The following is an 18,532-nucleotide window of genomic DNA, read 5'->3' as shown; positions in this document are numbered from 1 at the left end:
AAGTAACATCCTTTTTAGGAAGTTGAATAGCTTTAACTATTGGATGGTAGATCTGGAACTATTTGAGGGAACACCTGGTACTTCAGATGCTGGATGTTGAACCTTAGGAAGGTCCGTTTGACTCTTAGGTGGTACTAATTTTTTCAAAGAGCCTGTTAAACTGTTCCATTTCTCACAAAACTCTTTTTGGTTAACTGGCACTTGCGGTCCAGAGTGATTATTTATGTTCCCCATAGAACTGAACTTTTTTGGCGTAGAAGAACCAGCCGAACTCACTCCACTGTCAGTACTAGGTGATTCACTCCGAATTGTAGGTATTTGACCATCTAATGGCAATTGTGGAGCTTTCGGCATTTCACTTCCCTGAAAAGCACTAAAGGAATCTGTGGATACACTGTCACCCATAGCACTTACAAAGGTATCAGTTGAAGCTAAGCTTACAGAGGAATTACTGCGAATTCTAAGTGGTTCATCATAGTCAGGTCCAGTTGATACAGTCTCTACAAATGGATTGAGTCTTTCTGGATAATTCATAGAGCTATTTAAGTTTCCAGAAGAATTACTGCGAGTCATGAAAGCTCTAGGTGGCTTTGGTGGCGTAACTGGAATAGGAACACGAGCTTGAGAAGGGTTACGATTAGCTCTTGTTGTTGCAGTTTTCACTGGAGATGGCTCAGAGAAAATTTGATATCCAATTTTTGTAGTTTTCTTTTTTGCTGACTTACCTCTTATAGGCCATGAAAACCAACTTGATCGCTTCATCTCCTTGTGCTTTTTAGGATTCAACAATTCTGCTGTACTTCCGTTAGTACTTACAGAATTTAGTGAGTTTGATGAACCACTTTTTGGTAAGCTGCTAGTGGGTTGTGCAGGGGCACTTTTACTTCTACCGCGAGTTTTTGCTGCTGTATTATTATGTCTCACAGAAGCATGAAATTTTTCTTCTCTGATAATATCCTTAATTTCATCATAATTCTCATGGAAAATACTATAGATAAAATAACTATCTTTAGGCAATGACCTTTTTGTGAGCAGTTTTTGTAATTTTCCTGTATTTAAGTCATTAACAAACTTTTTCTGACCTTCTAGTTTCTCTATATTTTTAGTCAACTCTTGTATGCCTTCTTCTGCTGCTTTTGTATCTGTTGGCATGATTTTTTTCATTGATTTTAGTAGATCTTTAGATTCATTTATTTTTGAATCTATTTGCGGTATAATTTTTGATCTAATTTCAGAAAGTATACTTTTAACTAACCCAGAATTATTCTCTTCATCAGCAAAAATTCCTTTCATGTCCTTTTTTACGTCATTGGCTTTCTTGAGTTCCTCTGGAGTAAACTTTTTTATTTCGTCTAAATAGTTAGTTTCACCAGCAAGGCGATACAATTTATCTGCTGTAGCATTTGCTGCACGACTTGCACCGCTTCTTAATGAATCCATTAAGTGTTCGCAACCCTCTACTACTTTGTCTTTTGAATACATAAATCCTTTAACTGCTCCCTTTGCAACATACTTGATGCCATCTTTTGTTTTTTTTCCTGACCATTGAATTCCTTGAAACGTTCTTAAAACTGCATTTACAGTAAAAAACAAAGCAAGACCCACTACTGCACCTGTAATAATAAGTGGTAAAATTGGAAGCGCTGTAAAAAATACTGCACCCACTATGCTTACTGCTGCCATTTGTTTCGTTGTAGACCATTTAGAAAAATCTTTTACTGATTTTTGTAATAATTCAGTAAGATTATTTTGTAGTTTTTGTTGTTGAAATCCAGTATCTCTAACAGGATTTGCTTGTTCACTAGGTGACATTTTTAACCTCACTATTAATTAAATATATTATAATTGTATATTCTCGATTCTTAAGTTAGTGTTAAATCTGTTGTCGATATTAGGCCTCTGTTGAAATTCATGTAGACCTATATGAGTTTCGAAAGAGATCTAGTTTTTAACCGTTTATTCCTTAACTTAATGGCAACCTATCGCCTTATAGGCGATGGTTGTTTAGATGGATAATTTGTTTGACATGAGAGACAGTATCTCTGAAATTGTATATCTACATACGTGAAGCTAGTAAATTTAATACATCAAGAACATTAGAAAGGCGGGATTTTAATTGACTTTCATATTCATTCCAATCTTGTATTGTTTTTCTTGCAACACCAGAGTCAATTGCAGCTTTTGCAACAGCAGGAGATATTGTAGAAATTAATCTAGGGTCAAACGGAGTGGGTATTATATACTCACGTCCATAACTCATCTTACGACCACCATAGGCTGCAGATATTTCATCTGGCACTGGCTCACGTGCAAGTTTAGCTATTGCATTTGCTGCTGCTATCTTCATTTCAGCATTTATTGTTGTTGCACGTACGTCGAGCGCTCCTCTAAATATATATGGAAATCCCATTACATTATTAACTTGATTATTGTAATCTGATCTACCAGTTGCAACTATTGCGTCAGGTCGCGCAGACTTGGCAAACTCAGGCCTTACCTCTGGATCAGGGTTAGCAAGGGCAAAAATAATTGGGTCCTTACTCATGCTCTTTAACATCTCTTCATTTAACACATCTTTCGCAGATAACCCAATAAATACATCAGCACTTTTTATCGCATCAAGTAGAGAACGTTCAGAAGTATGAACTGCATATTTTTCTTTCCATTCATTCATATCCTCTTTTTTGCCTGTGTAGATTACTCCTTGTTTGTCACAAAGTACTATGTTTTTCGCTCCCATAGATTTTAATATTTCAAGGCAAGCTATGCCAGCTGCTCCAGCACCGTTCATGATAATTTTAACATCTTCTATTTTTTTATTTATTATATCAAGGGCATTTATCATACCAGCTGCAACTACTACTGCAGTTCCATGCTGATCATCATGGAAGACTGGAATGTTCATCAATTCATTCAGACGTTTCTCTATTATGAAGCAATCCGGGGACTTTATATCCTCAAGATTTATTCCTCCCCAACTTGGCCCAAGGTATCTTACTGCATTAATGAAATCTTCTATATTTTCTGTATCTACCTCTATATCAATAGCGTCGATATCAGCAAAACGCTTAAACAAAACAGCTTTACCTTCCATTACAGGCTTTGAAGCAAGAGAGCCAATATTGCCAAGTCCAAGCACTGCTGTGCCATTTGAAATGACTGCAACGCAGTTGCTTTTTGCGGTGTAATCATAGACTGCCTCAGGGTTTTTAGCTATTTCAAGGCATGGAGCTGCAACCCCAGGAGAGTAAGCAAGCGACAGATCATACTGTGTAGACAAAGGTTTTGTTGGGAGCACAGAAACTTTACCAGGTTTACCGCCTCTATTGTGGTATTTAAGTGCCTCTTGTTTTGTAGTGCTATCTAAATCATCACTCATTATTACGTCCTTATATTTGAGCTCGCGGCCAATAATTTTTTAAGTATATGGAATTTTTATAAATATTCAATTGTAAACTATTAGCTTGTGGACTCTACTCTGCTCCTGTATAAGTCTATCATACTTAGTTCAAATTATATTGAATGCTTAAGAAAAACTTACCTAATTTGCTTACAATCTCACGTGTACTTGCGATACCAGCAATAATATTAAGTTTTTATATAGAAAGTAAATATGCGAATCTAATAACAATATCAATCTTTATATTTGCGTGCATTACAGATTTTTTTGATGGCTATTTAGCACGTGCATGGAAAGTGCAATCAAAATTCGGTAGATTATTTGACCCAATTGCTGATAAATTAGTAGTAGTTTCAACAATAATTATGTTGGTTTACAAGCAAAAAATAAATGATTTCACAATACTACCTTCAATTATAATTGTCTGTAGAGAGATATTAGTCTCAGGCTTACGGGAATTTCTTATAGCTACAAATGTTAGCTTACCTGTAAGCAAAGCTGGAAAAATAAAAACATTTTTGCAGATGGTTGCTGTGGTAGCATTAATAATCGATAACTATGAAGCAACTCAATATATAGGTGAGATTTGTCTATGGATTGCAGCAGTTATCACTATGTGGTCCGGTTATAACTATGTTATGGTTGGTATAAAACAAATTGATTGAATTTCCTGAAAAATGGTTAATATGAATGATTAATATATTAATAATATTGACTAAGTAGTTACAATCCTGTATAATATGCTAGTTCATAAATTCATTGGATTTGTATGACTAGTACCACAAATAGCTTTAAAAATTGGTTTTCTTCTAAGCCTGAAGTAGAAGATTTTTTTCGAGATTTTTGGCCAACAGTCGATAAAGAAGTCAAAAAAGAAAAATTAGAGCAAGAACTATTGTCGCTAAAAGAACGGGAGCGACGTAGACAATACTTATTGCTTGCTACGATGATACCGTTTGCTCTATTCATGGCTACTGAGCTAGAGGCGGTATGTAGCGATCAAATGCTGCTTGGCGTTATAAGTGGTGTACTAAGCCATACCATACTTCCTTTTACAGTCTTATCTCTTCTTTGTACACTATATTTAATTTACAATAATAGAAAGATAGCACAAAAAGAACAAGAATTGGAGAATTTGGAGAATATTGGGAGCGAAGAAGAAGCAAAAAATGTAAAGTATGACTTTTTTAATGATGCAGGTCAGTGCTTAAACTATATTGAGGTTGCAATTACCACATTAACTATCATAGCTGGAGTAATAGGTGAAGTGTCATCATTTGAAGCAGGAGGGGCAGAAGTAGCGGGAGATGCAATCTTTTTTATTGCCAATTTTGTTGCTTTTTTTATAGCTCTGGCTTCTTATATTAAACAGTATAACAAACATGCAGCTGAAGAAGTGAAAAGTCCTAATCCTGATGAAGAGCATACCAAAAAAACTAACAGCAATATGTTTGTAGCAGGATTAACACTTGCTGGTTCTTCTATATTCTTAGTAAGAAGGATAATGTTAATGCTATCAACGTCATCTGCTATTGATCATGCATTAGGGTTAGCAGGTATTGCGCTTTTTATAATTGTACAGGTATTGGTTATACGTGCTTACAGCAAAGAGCTAACTGATGTGAAAGTTAGTGGAAAAGGCGCTTCATTGGGCTTAGGCGTTAATAGTAATACACGAGCAGGAGCAGGAGGAGGAGCAGCTGTTGGAGCGTAACTATGAGAGCCCCAAAAATTTATTAATTTATTCTCAAATTTATAACAGGTTTAAATACCATTAGATAAAACATTAAAATAACAGTTGGAAAAGCTAATAAGCTCAGAATTATCGACAATTTATTCATCTTTTTCACTGCCAAGGTCTTTTAGCATACTATAATTGCCTTTTCTAAATCTGCTTTTTAAAGATGTAACTCCACTTTCGCTAATTCCACTTAAGCTGAGCGCAGCTCCACCTAACTGTAATCCTATCTCAGACGTTTCAGGAATAATTTTACTAGCCCCTAGATCTTTATAAACTTCTACATCACTTAGATCTGGTAGACGTATTATAATATTCACATGTGGAAAACTTGCTGCAACTAAAGAAACAATTTTTTTTATAGTGACCTCATTTTTTATTGAAATAACAAGGGCTTGCGCTCTTTCTATTCCTATTGATTTTAAAATTTCAGGTCTCGTAGCGTCACCAAGATATATAGGAAAACCGTCACTTTTTCCTTCTTTAACTATTTTTGATTGAATATCCACAATAACGTAACTTAAGTGTTCCGCAGTAAGCATTTTTGTTACCATGTATCCAACTCTACCAAATCCAGCAACGATCACATGATTGTGAAGGTCTTGTGTGTCTGTTACCACCGCTTCATCGTCTAAGATTACTTTTTCACTACTTGATGAATTTGCTATCCAATCTCCGAGTCCTGATAAAAGAGGAGTGAAAGCCATTGTTACTGTAGTTAATATCATAAGTATTTGAGCAACATCCTTGTCTAATACTTCCAGTCCACTGGCTAAACGAAATAAAATAAATGCAAACTCACCACCTTGAGCAAGTAATAACCCCGCTTGTATAGCAGGTGCACCCTTAAATCCAAAAAATCTACATAAAATATATATTATGGATGTTTTTAAAACAATAAGGATAATAGATAATAGAGTAATGAGAGGTAATTGATTGAATAGAAGTTGAATATCCATAGACATGCCAACAGTCATAAAAAATAGCCCAAGAAATAAATCCTTGAATGGTAAAACTGCATGTTCTACCGAAAGTCTATGTTCTGTTTCTGCAACTAATAATCCAGCAACGAATGCTCCGAGTGCCATCGATAAATTAAAGTGTTCAGTAACATAAGCTGCTCCAAGTACTATCAAAAGTGTCGTTGCTACAAATATTTCATTACTTTCCATTTTAGCAATAACTGAAAATAGAGGTCTAAGGAGTAGCCTGCCAGCTATGAATATCAACACTAAAGCGATAGCTGCTTGTCCTAATGACTGTCCTAATGAGCTTATAATTCCACCTTCAGAATTGCCACCTAGTATGTTTATAAACACTATCAGAGGGACTACTGCAAAATCCTGTAATAAAAGTACGGCAATGGATAACCTACCTACTTGTGTTGCCTGATGACCTTTTTCTTGTAGAACCTGCAATACCATAGCTGTTGATGACAATGCAAGGCTACCACCGATAACCAGTGCTGTCTTTGAATCTGCCTCAAAAGCACGAGCAACGCACCATATTGCTATTGTTGTAACTATAACTTGAAGAGAACCAAACCCAAATACATGGATGCGCATGGCAATTAATCGTTCAAATGTTAGTTCAAGGCCTATAATAAACAATAAAAAAACTACACCAAATTCTGCAAGATTCTCCATTATTTCAGCTGAGTGTATTAATTCTGACCCGGGAAGATTAATCAATGTTCCAGCAACAAAATAACCAAGTACCGGACTAATATTCATCTTCCAAAATGCTATGACTATGAATACAGCAGCAGAGAGTACAATTATAATATCAAATAAGTGTTGAGAGGTGCTGTGCATAGATTAACCTGCAGAACTAGACCACTTAATTGAACAGCCAATACTAGACTTTTGCTCAGCTGGACAACTACCGGTTTCTGCAACAAATTTCATGGCTTGAAATAAATCACTACTTCCTACCTCATAACTATGGACTTTTTCTTTCTTTGCGTCATTAAAACGTCCACGGTAACAAAGATTTAAATTAGAATTAAAACCAAAAAAGTCAGGAGTACAGACAGCCCCGTATTCTTTAGCTATTTCCTGCATACTATCAATCAGATATGGAAATGCAAACTTATTTTCCTTAGCAAAATTAATCATATTCTCAAAAGCATCTTCCGGATATTCATTTACATCATTTGGCATTATTGCAACAGCATTTACCTGATAGTTTTTTTTCAATAATTCAACATCTTTTACTAAATTGTCAATAATTGACTGAACGTAAGGACAGTGATTGCATATAAACATTACAATAAGACCATTTTTTCCACGACAGTCACTTAAGGTATGGTATTTATTATCCACTCCCAAAAGATTAAAATCCTTTGCAGTAAAATTAAAATCTACTTTGGGTGTATTAAGAGCAACCATGAGCCTATATAAAGTATTACTACATTATATATAATCTATGGTTTTATTATTTTGGTGTCAAACGGTTTCTATGTATACTATTTGTACATTCCTTTTTTGCCTTAATAATTATAAAGCTTATGTTCATAACTTTTGAAGGGATAGATGGTTCCGGTAAAACGACACAGTCCAAGCTACTTGCAGATCATTTTAAACAAATGCGTGGAGAAGATAACGTAGTGCTAACTCGAGAACCAGGAGGCACTGATTTTGCAGAAAAAATAAGAGAAGTATTACTGACAAATAATATTGATCCTATTTCTGAACTCCTATTGCTTATTTCCATGAGATATGAGCATATGAAAAAATTAATATTGCCCGCTCTCGCAGAAGGAAAAATAGTGATATGCGACCGTTTTATTGACTCAACAATTGCATATCAAGGATATGGACTTGGTGTTGACTTGGAGCTAATAAGAAAATTGCACAAGCTATTGGAAATTAAACGCCCAGATGTTACATTCATTTTAGATATTGATGTTGATATTGCACTAAGTAGAGCACAAAATAAAAACAAATATGAAGAAATGGATGTGAATTTTTATAATAAAGTTAGAAAAGGGTTTCAAGAAATAGCTACAAAGGAATCTGATAGATGCTATTTCCTCACTAAAATTGAAACAAAAAACGATAATCAGGTGCACGTTGGCATTATTAATGAGATCACTCGAAAATTACTACATTATTCCACAGAAAAGCCAAAAAAATAAGGGTGAATTCCAAAAACATCTTGTTTGCTCACTAATGGAACTTGGTATAAGATGTACACTCCCAGAGTATAATATATGAGAAGTTACCATCGAAGGAGGAGTTCTGGTTACATGGATATGCCCAAAAAATCTGCTTTGCTAAGAAAATAATTTTAAGCTGCATACCTATCCATGACCACCAAACTCTTACAATAGACTATCCATAAGATAGGAGTAACTTTGTTGGGGCCTCTTACCACCTCTTCAAGTAGTAATACCTGCATCCGTCTGAGGTCCAGCTATTCCTGTCACACTACTATCTGATAATGATTGTATACTTTCAGGCTCATTTTCTCGAACCTCTTGTTTCTTAGTAGAAGCGGTATCTTGTGGTTGCGAGCTTTGCTGATTCTTGGATTGTTCTTCAAGTTTTGTAACAGTCTTGTCACACTCTTTCTGAAGAGAACTATTAGAAACGTAGCTTGGTATTCCAGTAAACAAGACATATCCGACTATAAGCGCAAAAATAGTTAATAAAGATGCCAAAACGAAAGTCGTTTGCTCCTGCTGATAAGTTGGACTCAATTTATCAACAGTAAAGTAGTGAAAAACTCCCAAAGCAACAGCCATTAGAATATAGCCAGAAGAAACCGTAGATATCAGTTGTTTAAAACCTTCACTCCTATAAACATGTTCAAGCTTTCTCTGTACATGTTTTTGACTTAAAGTATCTACTATGACACCATCACTATGCACATATTCACCATTGCTATCTTTCTCTAATAATTTTGCTTGGATTCTTTTATCTGGAAGATCTTTAAGTAAGTCCTTAAGAATATCGTGTTTTTTGGCAAAAGCTGTTACTGTTATAGCATGCTCTCTATATTGATTGCAAAGCTCAAACAACTTCCTTGTCAACTCACTATAAAAATCATTCTGCGATTTTTGTTTTCGTATATGCTCCAAAATTGATTGAGTATGTTTTTCTCTATTGTATGCAATAGCATAAAACATCATAGTTCCTAACCAAGAATCTCTCCCATGCTCTTTATACCGTGTGTTGTTTAATATTGAACTAAGATTTTTATTTTCACGTATTGCGGCACGTAACTCTTCAATTAATTCTTCCTCTTCCTCCATTAAAAAATTTAATTCTTCTTCCTCATCCCCTATTAAAAAAAAAATTTTCATATTTTTCATATCTTGCATATTTTTACCTTAAAGCTAATTATTAATATTTTAATATAAGATGTATAATTAAATATTTCAATTAATTTTTTAATAAAAATTTAAAAATGAAATTGCTAGGTAACTATTTTAAAGTTTATTTTTTTCTTTCATCATCAAGTTTAAAGAGTACGATTGTGGAAATCAAACCTATTGCGACTATTATTAGCGAAAATGGTGCTGCTTCTCTGTAACGCTCATCACTTACAAGCTCATATATCCTGGTTGATATAGTTTCAAAATTAAATGGCCTTATGATTAATGTTGCTGTAAGTTCCTTTATGGTATCCATAAATACAAGCAAGAATCCTGACAGTATGCTTTTCTTGATGAGAGGGATATGAATATTCAGGCATGTGGAAATAGGACCATGACCCATAGTATATGCAGTCCATTCAATTTCATCTGGAGTTTTTTTGAGTCCAGACTCTACTGCTTTAAATGATATGGCAAAAAAACGGAATAGATATGAATAAATCAAGGCACTAATGGTTCCAACTAGGCTGATTTCTACAATATACTCAGTAACGAAAGAGGATATTTTGCTTAAAAATATTATTATGCTGATTGCAATAATTGCATTTGGAATTGCATAGCCCAGAGAAATTAGGCGTGCTATGTTGCTGATTACCTTATTTTTGCGGGCCGTGTATCCAATTATTATTGCAATGCTAATTGAAATTAATGCAGTGATAAATGATAAACTTACACTATTTGCTATTATATTATAGAACCTTGCGTCGTATATGAAAAATCCCTTTTCTATGCTCCAATATATGAGCGGAATAATTGGCAAGATGAAACCTATTAGTATTGGTAATATACACATAACATAAGTAAGGATTAATGGTATAGTGCCACTTATACTACATTTGCTATAATAGTCTGAATTAGTGTTGATTGATGAATAGGATATTCCTTTTTTTTGCAGTCTTTTCTCAAGAGCTATTAACACCGCAACGAAAATCAATTCCCCAACTGCAAGAATAGTAGTTGAATATTTGTCATGCAGTAAAAACCACGTACGATATATTCCTGTTGTAAAAGTATCAATAGCAAGAAACTGTGGTGTGCCAAAATCCGTGATTACTTCCATGAGAACTAAGGACAATCCGGCTATAATTGACGGGCGTATAGATGGTATTATGATACAAAATAAACTGCGTAATGATGAAAAGCCAAGCGTTGATGCAATGGTAACCGAGTTGCTAACATTCTTAAGATTTGAGCGAACTAATATATAAACGTATGGGTATAAACTAAACCCCATTACTAATATTCCACCACTTAGTGACTTTATTTCTGGAAACCAATAATCGCCTTTACTCCACTGGAAAAACTCTCTTAAGCAACTTTGTACTGGACCTGAAAACTCAAGAGTATTTACGTAAACGAACGATATTATATATCCTGGAATCGAGATAGGAAAAAATAAAGCTATCTCAAAAATTCTGCGACCAGGAAACGAAAAAAATGTGGTGAGCCATGCTGGAATTACTCCAAATATAAACGATATGCCTCCCACTCCTATCATCAAAATTAACGTATTCAGTATATACTCAGGAAAAAGTGTACTAATTACCCAATCAGAATTTGCTGAATCTGTAAATAAAATCGATATTAACGATAATATTGGGCAGATGAATAATATACTTACTAAAAATAAGAATACATTTTTAAATATTCTTAAAAACATTAATTGAACTCTATAGTTAATATCAAAATGTTATATGTAAACACTTAAGATATCCAGAAATTATGCGCTATTGATTAATGCCCACTATCTGATCGGTTTCACGCGCTGCTTTTTAGTTCACACGAAGATTAAAATTTTTAATAAAAGTAATAAATTTACTATTTTTTTATGTTAAAAATACACTATATTGCTAATATATTAATAAATATAGGAATATGTATGACTGAAAGAACATATAAATTTAAAAAGGGAGAGCATCCATTAGGTATTTTTTATAATAAGTCAGGAATCGTCGAGAAGACTTTTGCATTATTAATAATTTCAGACGAAGCTATAATTGGTACTGTCCATCCAGAGTATATACATTATCGAGAATCTATTTATAAAGGTATCTTATGGAAGGAAGATTTAACTGGTGGCAGTAATCCTTCATACACCTATCGTAATCCTCATAATCTTTCAGTAGAATTAGGCGAGGATGGACATTTTGTTATTACTCGCGGCAGCAGGACTGATGGCTTTATTCCTTCAATAATAGGAAGAGATCATATGTTATCAATTACAGAATATGGTGAAAGAGTATTCAGTGAATGTCTTACAAGTACACTGGAGCATTATGCACCAGCTGATGACTTTACTAATCACACTTGTGATCAGACAAGTTGTGAAACAGATAAAGAACCATATTCAGCAATGAATTCGGATATATTGTAGGCTCTGTGAACAAAATGCAGTTATGAATAAGATGAGGAAAAAGTAGGAAAAAGTGGTAGTTTAACCATGAATCAATAAAAAAATGGAGAAATTACCAATTTGCTATGCCCTGCCTCTGTTGTTTTGGTATACCCATACTCCTCCCTTGATGGTAACTTCTCATATATAGCTAACTCAGTACCGACTAATAACACCGTCATCCCGCTGCTTGTTAGCAGGATCTACGCTAAGATACAGCGAATAAATCGCGGTATGATGTCGAGAAATCTTACTTATTCCAGTTATATCATACCATCATACTTATGAAAACGGTTGTTTTATAATATACACAATAGGGGTATGATCAGACGGGTTTTCTAATTTGCGCAACCTATCATCTATGTAGCACATTTCTAATTGATCCACAGCTTGTGGTGATAGAAGCATATGATCTATTCTCATTCCTTGATTATTTCTCAATGAATTACCTTGATAATTCCACCAACTAAATTGTTGTAAATTTGGATGGGACATTCTAAATGCGTCTTTAAAGCCGAGATTCAAGATTGCTCTTAACTTCTCACGTTCTTTAATATGAAAGCACACTTGATTATTCAGTAAACTTGGATCAAAGACGTCAATTTCATCCGGTGCAACGTTGTAATCACCAGCTATAATAGTTAACTCTTCATTTTTTAACAAATCACTCATCCGAGTATAGAGACTATCAAGAAACTTAAGTTTATACTCAAATGCATGAGAGTCTGGGCTTTGACCATTTGGAACGTACACACTTCCTACTCTTATATTCTGGCTGTTATGCTTTATTATGCATTCTATGTAACGTGCTTCGTGATAGCCTTCTACAATGTCAATCTTAAATTTTTCTAGTATTGGGTATCTGGATAATATACAAACACCATTTCTTGCAACTTGTCCATAGATGGCATATTCATATTTTAATTCCTCTATCTCTGCATAAGGAAATTGCTCTTCCGTGCATTTTATCTCTTGCAATAAAATTATGTCTATCTGATTATCAACTATAAAGCTACGAAGCTGGGCGGCTCTTTTGCGTATAGAATTTACGTTCCAAGTTGCAATCTTTAGCATCAAGAATCCTTATGAATTATATCAACTAAACTCTCTTGAGTAGGTAACTTGGATGATATAATTTTTTTCCATTTGATCGATTTTAAACTATCAGTGATGTGCTTACTCATAGTATATGCAATTATGTTGTTCGTTACGTGAGATAGCCCACTTTTTAAGACCAAGGAACAGAATATTCGTGCTGTCTGTGCGGAAAAAAAAGCCACGCTATCAATTTTACCATCAAGCAGCAAATTTTTACATCTGTTAGTTAGGCTTCTTTTTATAATTGTCTTATAGAGTACAACCTCTCTTACATTAAAATTTTCATCAGATAGCCTTTTTTTTAAGTCACATGATACTTCTTGTCCTCTTATATATAGAAACTTAATTTCGTTTGAGTAATGAGCTTTTATAAACGCAATCAAACCATCTACATTACTATCGGCTGATATTATGTTAGAAAAACCTAAATCTTTTGCAATTTGCATAGTTGAGTTACCAACTGTAATAATCGAAAGTCCATCTACTTTGCATATGTGACTGAAAGCCTTTACACTATTCTTACTTGTAGATATCACCACATCAAATTCATACGAAGATAGATCAGGGTGCAGGTACCTTATTGTAAATGCCGGTTCTATAAATACTTTATATCCGCACTTTCTCAGTGCGTCTCTTGTATCCAATGAATCTAATAAAGGCCTTGTTAATAAAATAGACTTCAATTCAATCCACTCAAACTCTGTTCTAAATGATACTGAATATAGACAAATTACTAAATAAAAATTTCATCTTTTAGCAGGTTACAATTTTTCACATCACACCTCTTAGAAATACTTGACTTCAAAAATGTTCTAACTTCCTCTCCACTTTTTCTGGGTTAGGTCAGTGCCTTATTTGGTATTGCTATCTTCATCATCCCCATCTTCAAATCCATCATCGTTTTCCTCGTCATCAATGTCCTCCTCGTCATCGAATCCGTAGTCATGCTCTTCTTCAGACTCATTATCGTTAATACCTTCCTCATCATCGAACCCGTCGTTGTTCTCTCCTTCAGGCTCATTATCGTCAATATCTTCCTCGTCATCGAATCCGTCGTCATTATCGTCATCGTCATCGTCTTCACTTTCTTCTTCAGACTCATCATCGTCAATGTCTTCATCGTCCTCATCTTCAAAAATTTCTTCTTCTGATTCATCATGCGCTGCATCTTCCTGATTTTGAGCTTCAGCAGGATAATCAGCAGAGGTAGGCCCTTCTATAGCCTTATTGTCCTCATTATCAACTTGATCTGCCCTAGCAGCAGTAGAGATAACCTTGTTTGGATCATATGGTTCTTGCACAGGTACAAAAGTTTGTTTCATTAGTCTTTTTGTAAAGGTGCTATCACTATAGTACAAAATTTTCTTTGATTTAATTGGAAAAGTCGATTCTATTAAAATTATCTGATCATCGCGTGGCAGCATGATAATTTCCTGAGGTAATAGTAATGCTCTTTGTACCTCAGAAATGTGTAATGACCTTGATGCAGGATTTAAATCTAAAAATTTAGGTTTATTGAGTGATTCTTGTGTTACAGTTTTGTTTCCTATTAGTTGCGATATTAAATTAGCAGTTTCAATGTTATTTGCCGCGAAAGTTATTCTATACGTTGAGTTTGATAAAAAGGAGTTCATTCCTGACTCTTCATATATACCTTTAAGCTGCTCAGTATCTTGAACAATTAGGAATAACCTAACTCTATAACCACGAAAATACGCAATACCTGTCTGAAATTGTTCCATTTTTCCAAGTGTAGGAAACTCGTCCATCAAAAATAATACACCGTATGGCTCGTCACTTTCTGGTATTTTCCTACATAAAAATTCAGTTGCTTGCTGGTAAAAAACCTGCATTAAAGGCCTGAGTCTAGTCAAGTTATCAGGAGTTAAACCAACATAAACTGTGGCTTTTTTCTTTTTAAAATTTAATATATTAAAGTCACTTGTTGCAGTTGCAGTATCGATCAACGGGTTTGCCCACAATTCAAGTGAAGAGTTCATAGTTGATACAACACCAGACCTTTCTTTGTCGGCTTTTTGCAAAAATGCTGCAATATTCATATATCCCACAGGGTGTATTGTTTTACCCATTGTGTCCAAGACAACAGCAAGATTATAAACCACATCATCACTACGCATTGTACGCACAACTTCACCAAAAGACTTAATTTTCTCTGGCGCAGCAAGTAGATATAGTACCACTCCAACAAATAAGCTTCTTGCTTCATTTTGCCAAAAATCTTGTTCAGGCATGATTAGGTTGGCTATTTTTTGCACATCATCAACCATCTGTCCAGGTTTTTCACTAATCCAATCCAGTGGATTATAGCAGTGGCTTACTCCGTCTGGCTGTGCTGGATTCCACACAAATACTTCCTGCTTTTCCTGCTTTCGCCAGCCACTTGTTAACTCATAGTTTTCTAATTTTATGTCATGTACAATTACTGAATCATTCCAAAATAATAAATTAGGAATTACAAAACCAACACCTTTACCAGAACCTGTAGGTGCAAATAGCAAGGCATGCTGAAATCCATCTGCAATAAAGTAGCCCCTTTTATCCTTACCAAGTAACAACCCCCTTTTACTTCTGAGCCCTGCTTTTCGTATATCTTTTTCTGCTGCCCACTTTGAATCCCCATGAAGTGATTCTTTCTTTTGAAACGGCCGCCACTCAATCACCCTCTCTTTTAAATTCCATAGAATGATTATTAAAATAGATATAGGAATAGCAGAAGATCCAATTAATTTGATTTTGAGCTCAAGACTATATAACTCCGGACGGTGCCAACAATGCTGTATATACTCGAAAATTGTTGGCCAAAGGGCTTGAGGAAAAGGTGTCAAGCTAGGGTTGATTGCCTTGAAATCCACAGCATCTGGACCATCAACCGCTAGAAAAAACAATATACCTGACAAATAAAAGCAAAATTCTAGCACGCTAAAAGCTACCACGCCTCCTATTAGAATATTGCGTAAATGATTACCTTGACTCATAAATTACTTCTTCTTGCCATTTATAAATTTAAGCATTTTCGTTTAAAGATCTAGTAAATAATATTTCAGAAATATTTCTTTTCCCTCCGCTGCTCCTTTTTAGCTGAATAACAATATCAATCACATTTCTAATGTATGGTATTATTTGATCTGGAGGAATGCCAAGATTCGCCTGCATAACCATCAATTTTATTTGTTCAAGAGCCATTGCTGGACTATCCGCATGAAGAGTTGATATTGACCCAGGATGACCTGTATTTATCGCCCTAAGAAAACTAAAAGCTTCCGCTCCACGGAGCTCTCCAACTATTATCCTATCTGGCCTTAAACGAAGGCACGCTTCTATCAAATCTTGAGTCGTTACTTTTGCTCTGCCTTGACCTCCTTTGGAAGCAATTAAATGAACTTTATTAGGATGATCATTTAAAACAATTTCTCTTGCATCTTCAACAGTGATAATCCTTTCATCAGCTGGAATAACACGTAAAGTAGCATTGGTAAAAGTGGTTTTACCAGTTGAAGTTCCACCACTAATTATAATGTTTTTCTTATTTATTACAGCGTATTCTAAGAACTCTTTTATTTTTTTTTGTTTGAGTAGTGAGTTCAGATGATGATCCACAGGATTATCAGTCACTTCTGTAACAGTTTGAGAAAAAGCCCCCATTTTCTCGTAATCATCAAGAGCCAATTGCATGCCAGATGGCTTACGAATTGATATGACTACTTTATCAGATTCACATGCTGGAGGAAACACTATTTGTATACGATAACCATTTGGCAGAGTAGCTGAAAGTAGTGGCGCTTCTTCGCTCAATTTTTGCTCTGTTGCTTGTGCAATCAATCTGCTTAGGGATTTTAAATGATTAAGATCAAATGCTTCTATGTGCTCGCATCTTGTTTCTCCTCGATTTTCAATCCATACTTCCTTCGGTTTATTTATTGATATCTCATTTACGCCTTCTTCTTGAAATATGCCTTGTAATGGCTCTAAATATGTATCAAGTGCAGCATAGTTCATTTTATCGATGTAATATTGCTTGTGGAGGAAATACTATATCTTGGTTAACAAACACTTTCAAGGCAGTACCCTGATGAACGTAAATAGTCGGTTTTTTATCTATACTCCTATCAACTATGTCTCGCATATCTTTAGAAAAATCATTAATTGACTTTTCAATTGCAGTCCCATAGACAGATTTGCTTTTTCTCTGAATTTGTCTCAATAGTTGATTTACATCTTCTAGAGTTATACCGACATTATCACTAGTAACACTGTTCGAAGTTGCTACGCTCAATACTTTTGCTATTTCTTCCTTCATTATTTTTAGCAATTCTTGCTCATTTTTAGCATTTTGAATCCTTCCGATAGCTCCAAGGCCTAGTTTTAATTTGTTGTCTATATTGTCTGGTAAAGGTCCAAACCTTTCTTTTAGAGGAGAAACATCTATTTCAGTTGCAACAATGGATTTGACTGCATCCATAGCAGTTAGTGTGTCAATAAAGTTAGAAGCTTTTTGTCCCACAACAGCCGAGCCAATCGAAACACCTGCAAGTAATATTGAAGAAAACAGTGAACTTGCTATTTTATTATCAACTATTCCAGCGACTCCTGCTCTGCCGAGTTCATCTGTGCCAGGTGATGAAATAGCAATGTCTATTCCATGAGGCAGAATCACTCTATTCCAGTTTATATTCACACGGGCTTTTGCAACATTGGAATCAAACGTATAGCCACCTATTAATTTTGAGCCTTTAGGTATTAAAACTGTGTCACCAGTTTCTGCATAAACATCTCTACTGACTATTGCACGGAGCATTCCTTGTAGATCAGAACTTATTGCAGTTTCAAGAATAACGTCAATAATTTTACCCTGAGTAATCATGAAACCAAGCTTGCCTACTTTAGTAGCTTTGCTGGACTGTGCTGAAGTGTTAGATAAAGTAATATCATCTACTTTATTTTCCTTATCACTACCGCCTGAAAGCGCTAACATTCCTGTACTACGCCTGTCTTTAGGATAACCACTACTTCCTATTGTGGGAAACGAAGTAGGAAAATTACTATTAATATTATAAGAAGGAACGTTCTTCTGCTGCGTAGGTAAAAGAGGTATATTTGATACAGGAGTTTCTATTGGTTTCTCTTCTTCCTTTTTCATTATCTCTTCTTTTTTAACCTGCTTTACTTCTGGTATGATCTGTGGTGTAGGAAGAGGAGGTAAAGGCGGTAAAGGATTAGTTATTATTCTTTCGGGAACTATTATATTATCTGGAACTTGCTCTAATTTTTTTTTCAATTCTTGAACATTTTGCTTTACTTCTTCCTTTTTAACAATTTCCGAATCATCTTTGTTAGGTGGGCGAAAATAAAAATAATATACTCCACCTGCTAGAAGCGCTAAAATAATCACCATTAATGCTCTATGGCCTTGATTAGAGCCAACTGTTACTACTTTGCTCTCTATTTCTGATTCATTTGCTAAATTGTTACGTTCCTCTTTGTTATTTTTGTTCATATTGCATG

At 34.9% G+C, this 18,532-nt stretch carries 14 protein-coding genes and 1 pseudogene; 4 read left to right on the top strand and 11 right to left on the bottom strand.

What is annotated here, in order from left to right:
* Nucleotides 1–36: 36 nt before the first annotated feature.
* Together AAGD89_RS05485 and AAGD89_RS05480 are read right to left on the bottom strand one after the other, a co-directional pair.
* Nucleotides 37–1,812, bottom strand: a complete 1,776-nt coding sequence (locus tag AAGD89_RS05485; protein WP_341808069.1) for a hypothetical protein — start codon at nucleotides 1,810–1,812, stop codon at nucleotides 37–39.
* 244 nt (nucleotides 1,813–2,056) lie between these two features.
* Nucleotides 2,057–3,379, bottom strand: a complete 1,323-nt coding sequence (locus AAGD89_RS05480; RefSeq protein ID WP_341808068.1) for a malic enzyme-like NAD(P)-binding protein — start codon at nucleotides 3,377–3,379, stop codon at nucleotides 2,057–2,059.
* A gap of 143 nt (nucleotides 3,380–3,522) precedes the next feature.
* On the opposite strand from AAGD89_RS05480, the gene pgsA reads away from it, so the two are divergent.
* Both pgsA and AAGD89_RS05470 read left to right on the top strand, forming a co-directional pair.
* Complete coding sequence (pgsA, locus tag AAGD89_RS05475) at nucleotides 3,523–4,065, top strand: CDP-diacylglycerol--glycerol-3-phosphate 3-phosphatidyltransferase (protein ID WP_341808067.1); 543 nt, start codon at nucleotides 3,523–3,525, stop codon at nucleotides 4,063–4,065.
* Nucleotides 4,066–4,169: 104 nt separating this feature from the next.
* Nucleotides 4,170–5,114, top strand: a complete 945-nt coding sequence (locus tag AAGD89_RS05470; protein ID WP_341808066.1) for a hypothetical protein — start codon at nucleotides 4,170–4,172, stop codon at nucleotides 5,112–5,114.
* 119 nt (nucleotides 5,115–5,233) lie between these two features.
* On the opposite strand, the gene AAGD89_RS05465 is transcribed toward AAGD89_RS05470, so the two are convergent.
* Nucleotides 5,234–6,952, bottom strand: a complete 1,719-nt coding sequence (locus AAGD89_RS05465; RefSeq protein ID WP_341808065.1) for a cation:proton antiporter — start codon at nucleotides 6,950–6,952, stop codon at nucleotides 5,234–5,236.
* 3 nt (nucleotides 6,953–6,955) lie between these two features.
* Nucleotides 6,956–7,528, bottom strand: coding sequence for a thioredoxin family protein (locus tag AAGD89_RS05460; RefSeq protein WP_341808064.1), 573 nt, complete (start codon nucleotides 7,526–7,528; stop codon nucleotides 6,956–6,958).
* Between the two features lie 119 nt (nucleotides 7,529–7,647).
* Here AAGD89_RS05460 and tmk point away from each other — a divergent pair, with 119 nt between their 5' ends.
* On the top strand, nucleotides 7,648–8,277 hold the full coding sequence (tmk, locus tag AAGD89_RS05455) for a dTMP kinase (protein ID WP_341808063.1): 630 nt from the start codon (nucleotides 7,648–7,650) through the stop codon (nucleotides 8,275–8,277).
* 243 nt (nucleotides 8,278–8,520) lie between these two features.
* On the opposite strand, the gene AAGD89_RS05450 is transcribed toward tmk, so the two are convergent.
* Nucleotides 8,521–9,465 carry a hypothetical protein gene (locus tag AAGD89_RS05450; protein ID WP_341808062.1) on the bottom strand — a complete coding sequence of 315 codons (945 nt, stop codon included), beginning with the start codon at nucleotides 9,463–9,465 and terminating at the stop codon, nucleotides 8,521–8,523.
* Nucleotides 9,466–9,580: 115 nt separating this feature from the next.
* Nucleotides 9,581–11,179 (bottom strand): iron ABC transporter permease, encoded by a 1,599-nt coding sequence (locus AAGD89_RS05445; RefSeq protein WP_341808061.1) that lies wholly within the window; start codon nucleotides 11,177–11,179, stop codon nucleotides 9,581–9,583.
* A gap of 219 nt (nucleotides 11,180–11,398) precedes the next feature.
* Here AAGD89_RS05445 and AAGD89_RS05440 point away from each other — a divergent pair, with 219 nt between their 5' ends.
* Nucleotides 11,399–11,893 carry a hypothetical protein gene (locus tag AAGD89_RS05440; protein WP_341808060.1) on the top strand — a complete coding sequence of 165 codons (495 nt, stop codon included), beginning with the start codon at nucleotides 11,399–11,401 and terminating at the stop codon, nucleotides 11,891–11,893.
* 300 nt (nucleotides 11,894–12,193) lie between these two features.
* On the opposite strand, the gene xth is transcribed toward AAGD89_RS05440, so the two are convergent.
* From xth to AAGD89_RS05415, 5 genes and pseudogenes are all read right to left on the bottom strand, one after another.
* Nucleotides 12,194–12,985 carry an exodeoxyribonuclease III gene (gene xth / locus AAGD89_RS05435; RefSeq protein ID WP_341808059.1) on the bottom strand — a complete coding sequence of 264 codons (792 nt, stop codon included), beginning with the start codon at nucleotides 12,983–12,985 and terminating at the stop codon, nucleotides 12,194–12,196.
* On the bottom strand, nucleotides 12,985–13,692 hold the full coding sequence (locus tag AAGD89_RS05430; RefSeq protein ID WP_341808058.1) for a uroporphyrinogen-III synthase: 708 nt from the start codon (nucleotides 13,690–13,692) through the stop codon (nucleotides 12,985–12,987). Before AAGD89_RS05430 ends, xth begins: the two co-directional genes overlap by 1 nt.
* A gap of 402 nt (nucleotides 13,693–14,094) precedes the next feature.
* A pseudogene (locus AAGD89_RS05425) lies at nucleotides 14,095–16,005 on the bottom strand (type IV secretory system conjugative DNA transfer family protein); the annotation flags it as partial.
* Between the two features lie 28 nt (nucleotides 16,006–16,033).
* Nucleotides 16,034–17,026 carry a P-type DNA transfer ATPase VirB11 gene (gene virB11 / locus AAGD89_RS05420; protein WP_341808056.1) on the bottom strand — a complete coding sequence of 331 codons (993 nt, stop codon included), beginning with the start codon at nucleotides 17,024–17,026 and terminating at the stop codon, nucleotides 16,034–16,036.
* Between the two features lies 1 nt (nucleotide 17,027).
* A complete protein-coding gene (locus AAGD89_RS05415) occupies nucleotides 17,028–18,524 on the bottom strand; it encodes a TrbI/VirB10 family protein (RefSeq protein ID WP_341808055.1) in 1,497 nt (498 codons plus the stop codon).
* Between the last annotated feature and the right edge of the window lie 8 nt (nucleotides 18,525–18,532).

Origin of the sequence: Wolbachia endosymbiont (group E) of Neria commutata (genome assembly GCF_964026735.1) — a bacterium.
Lineage (GTDB): Bacteria > Pseudomonadota > Alphaproteobacteria > Rickettsiales > Anaplasmataceae > Wolbachia.
Note: the sequence above shows the minus strand (reverse complement) of the source record. Positions and strands in the feature narration are given on the sequence as shown.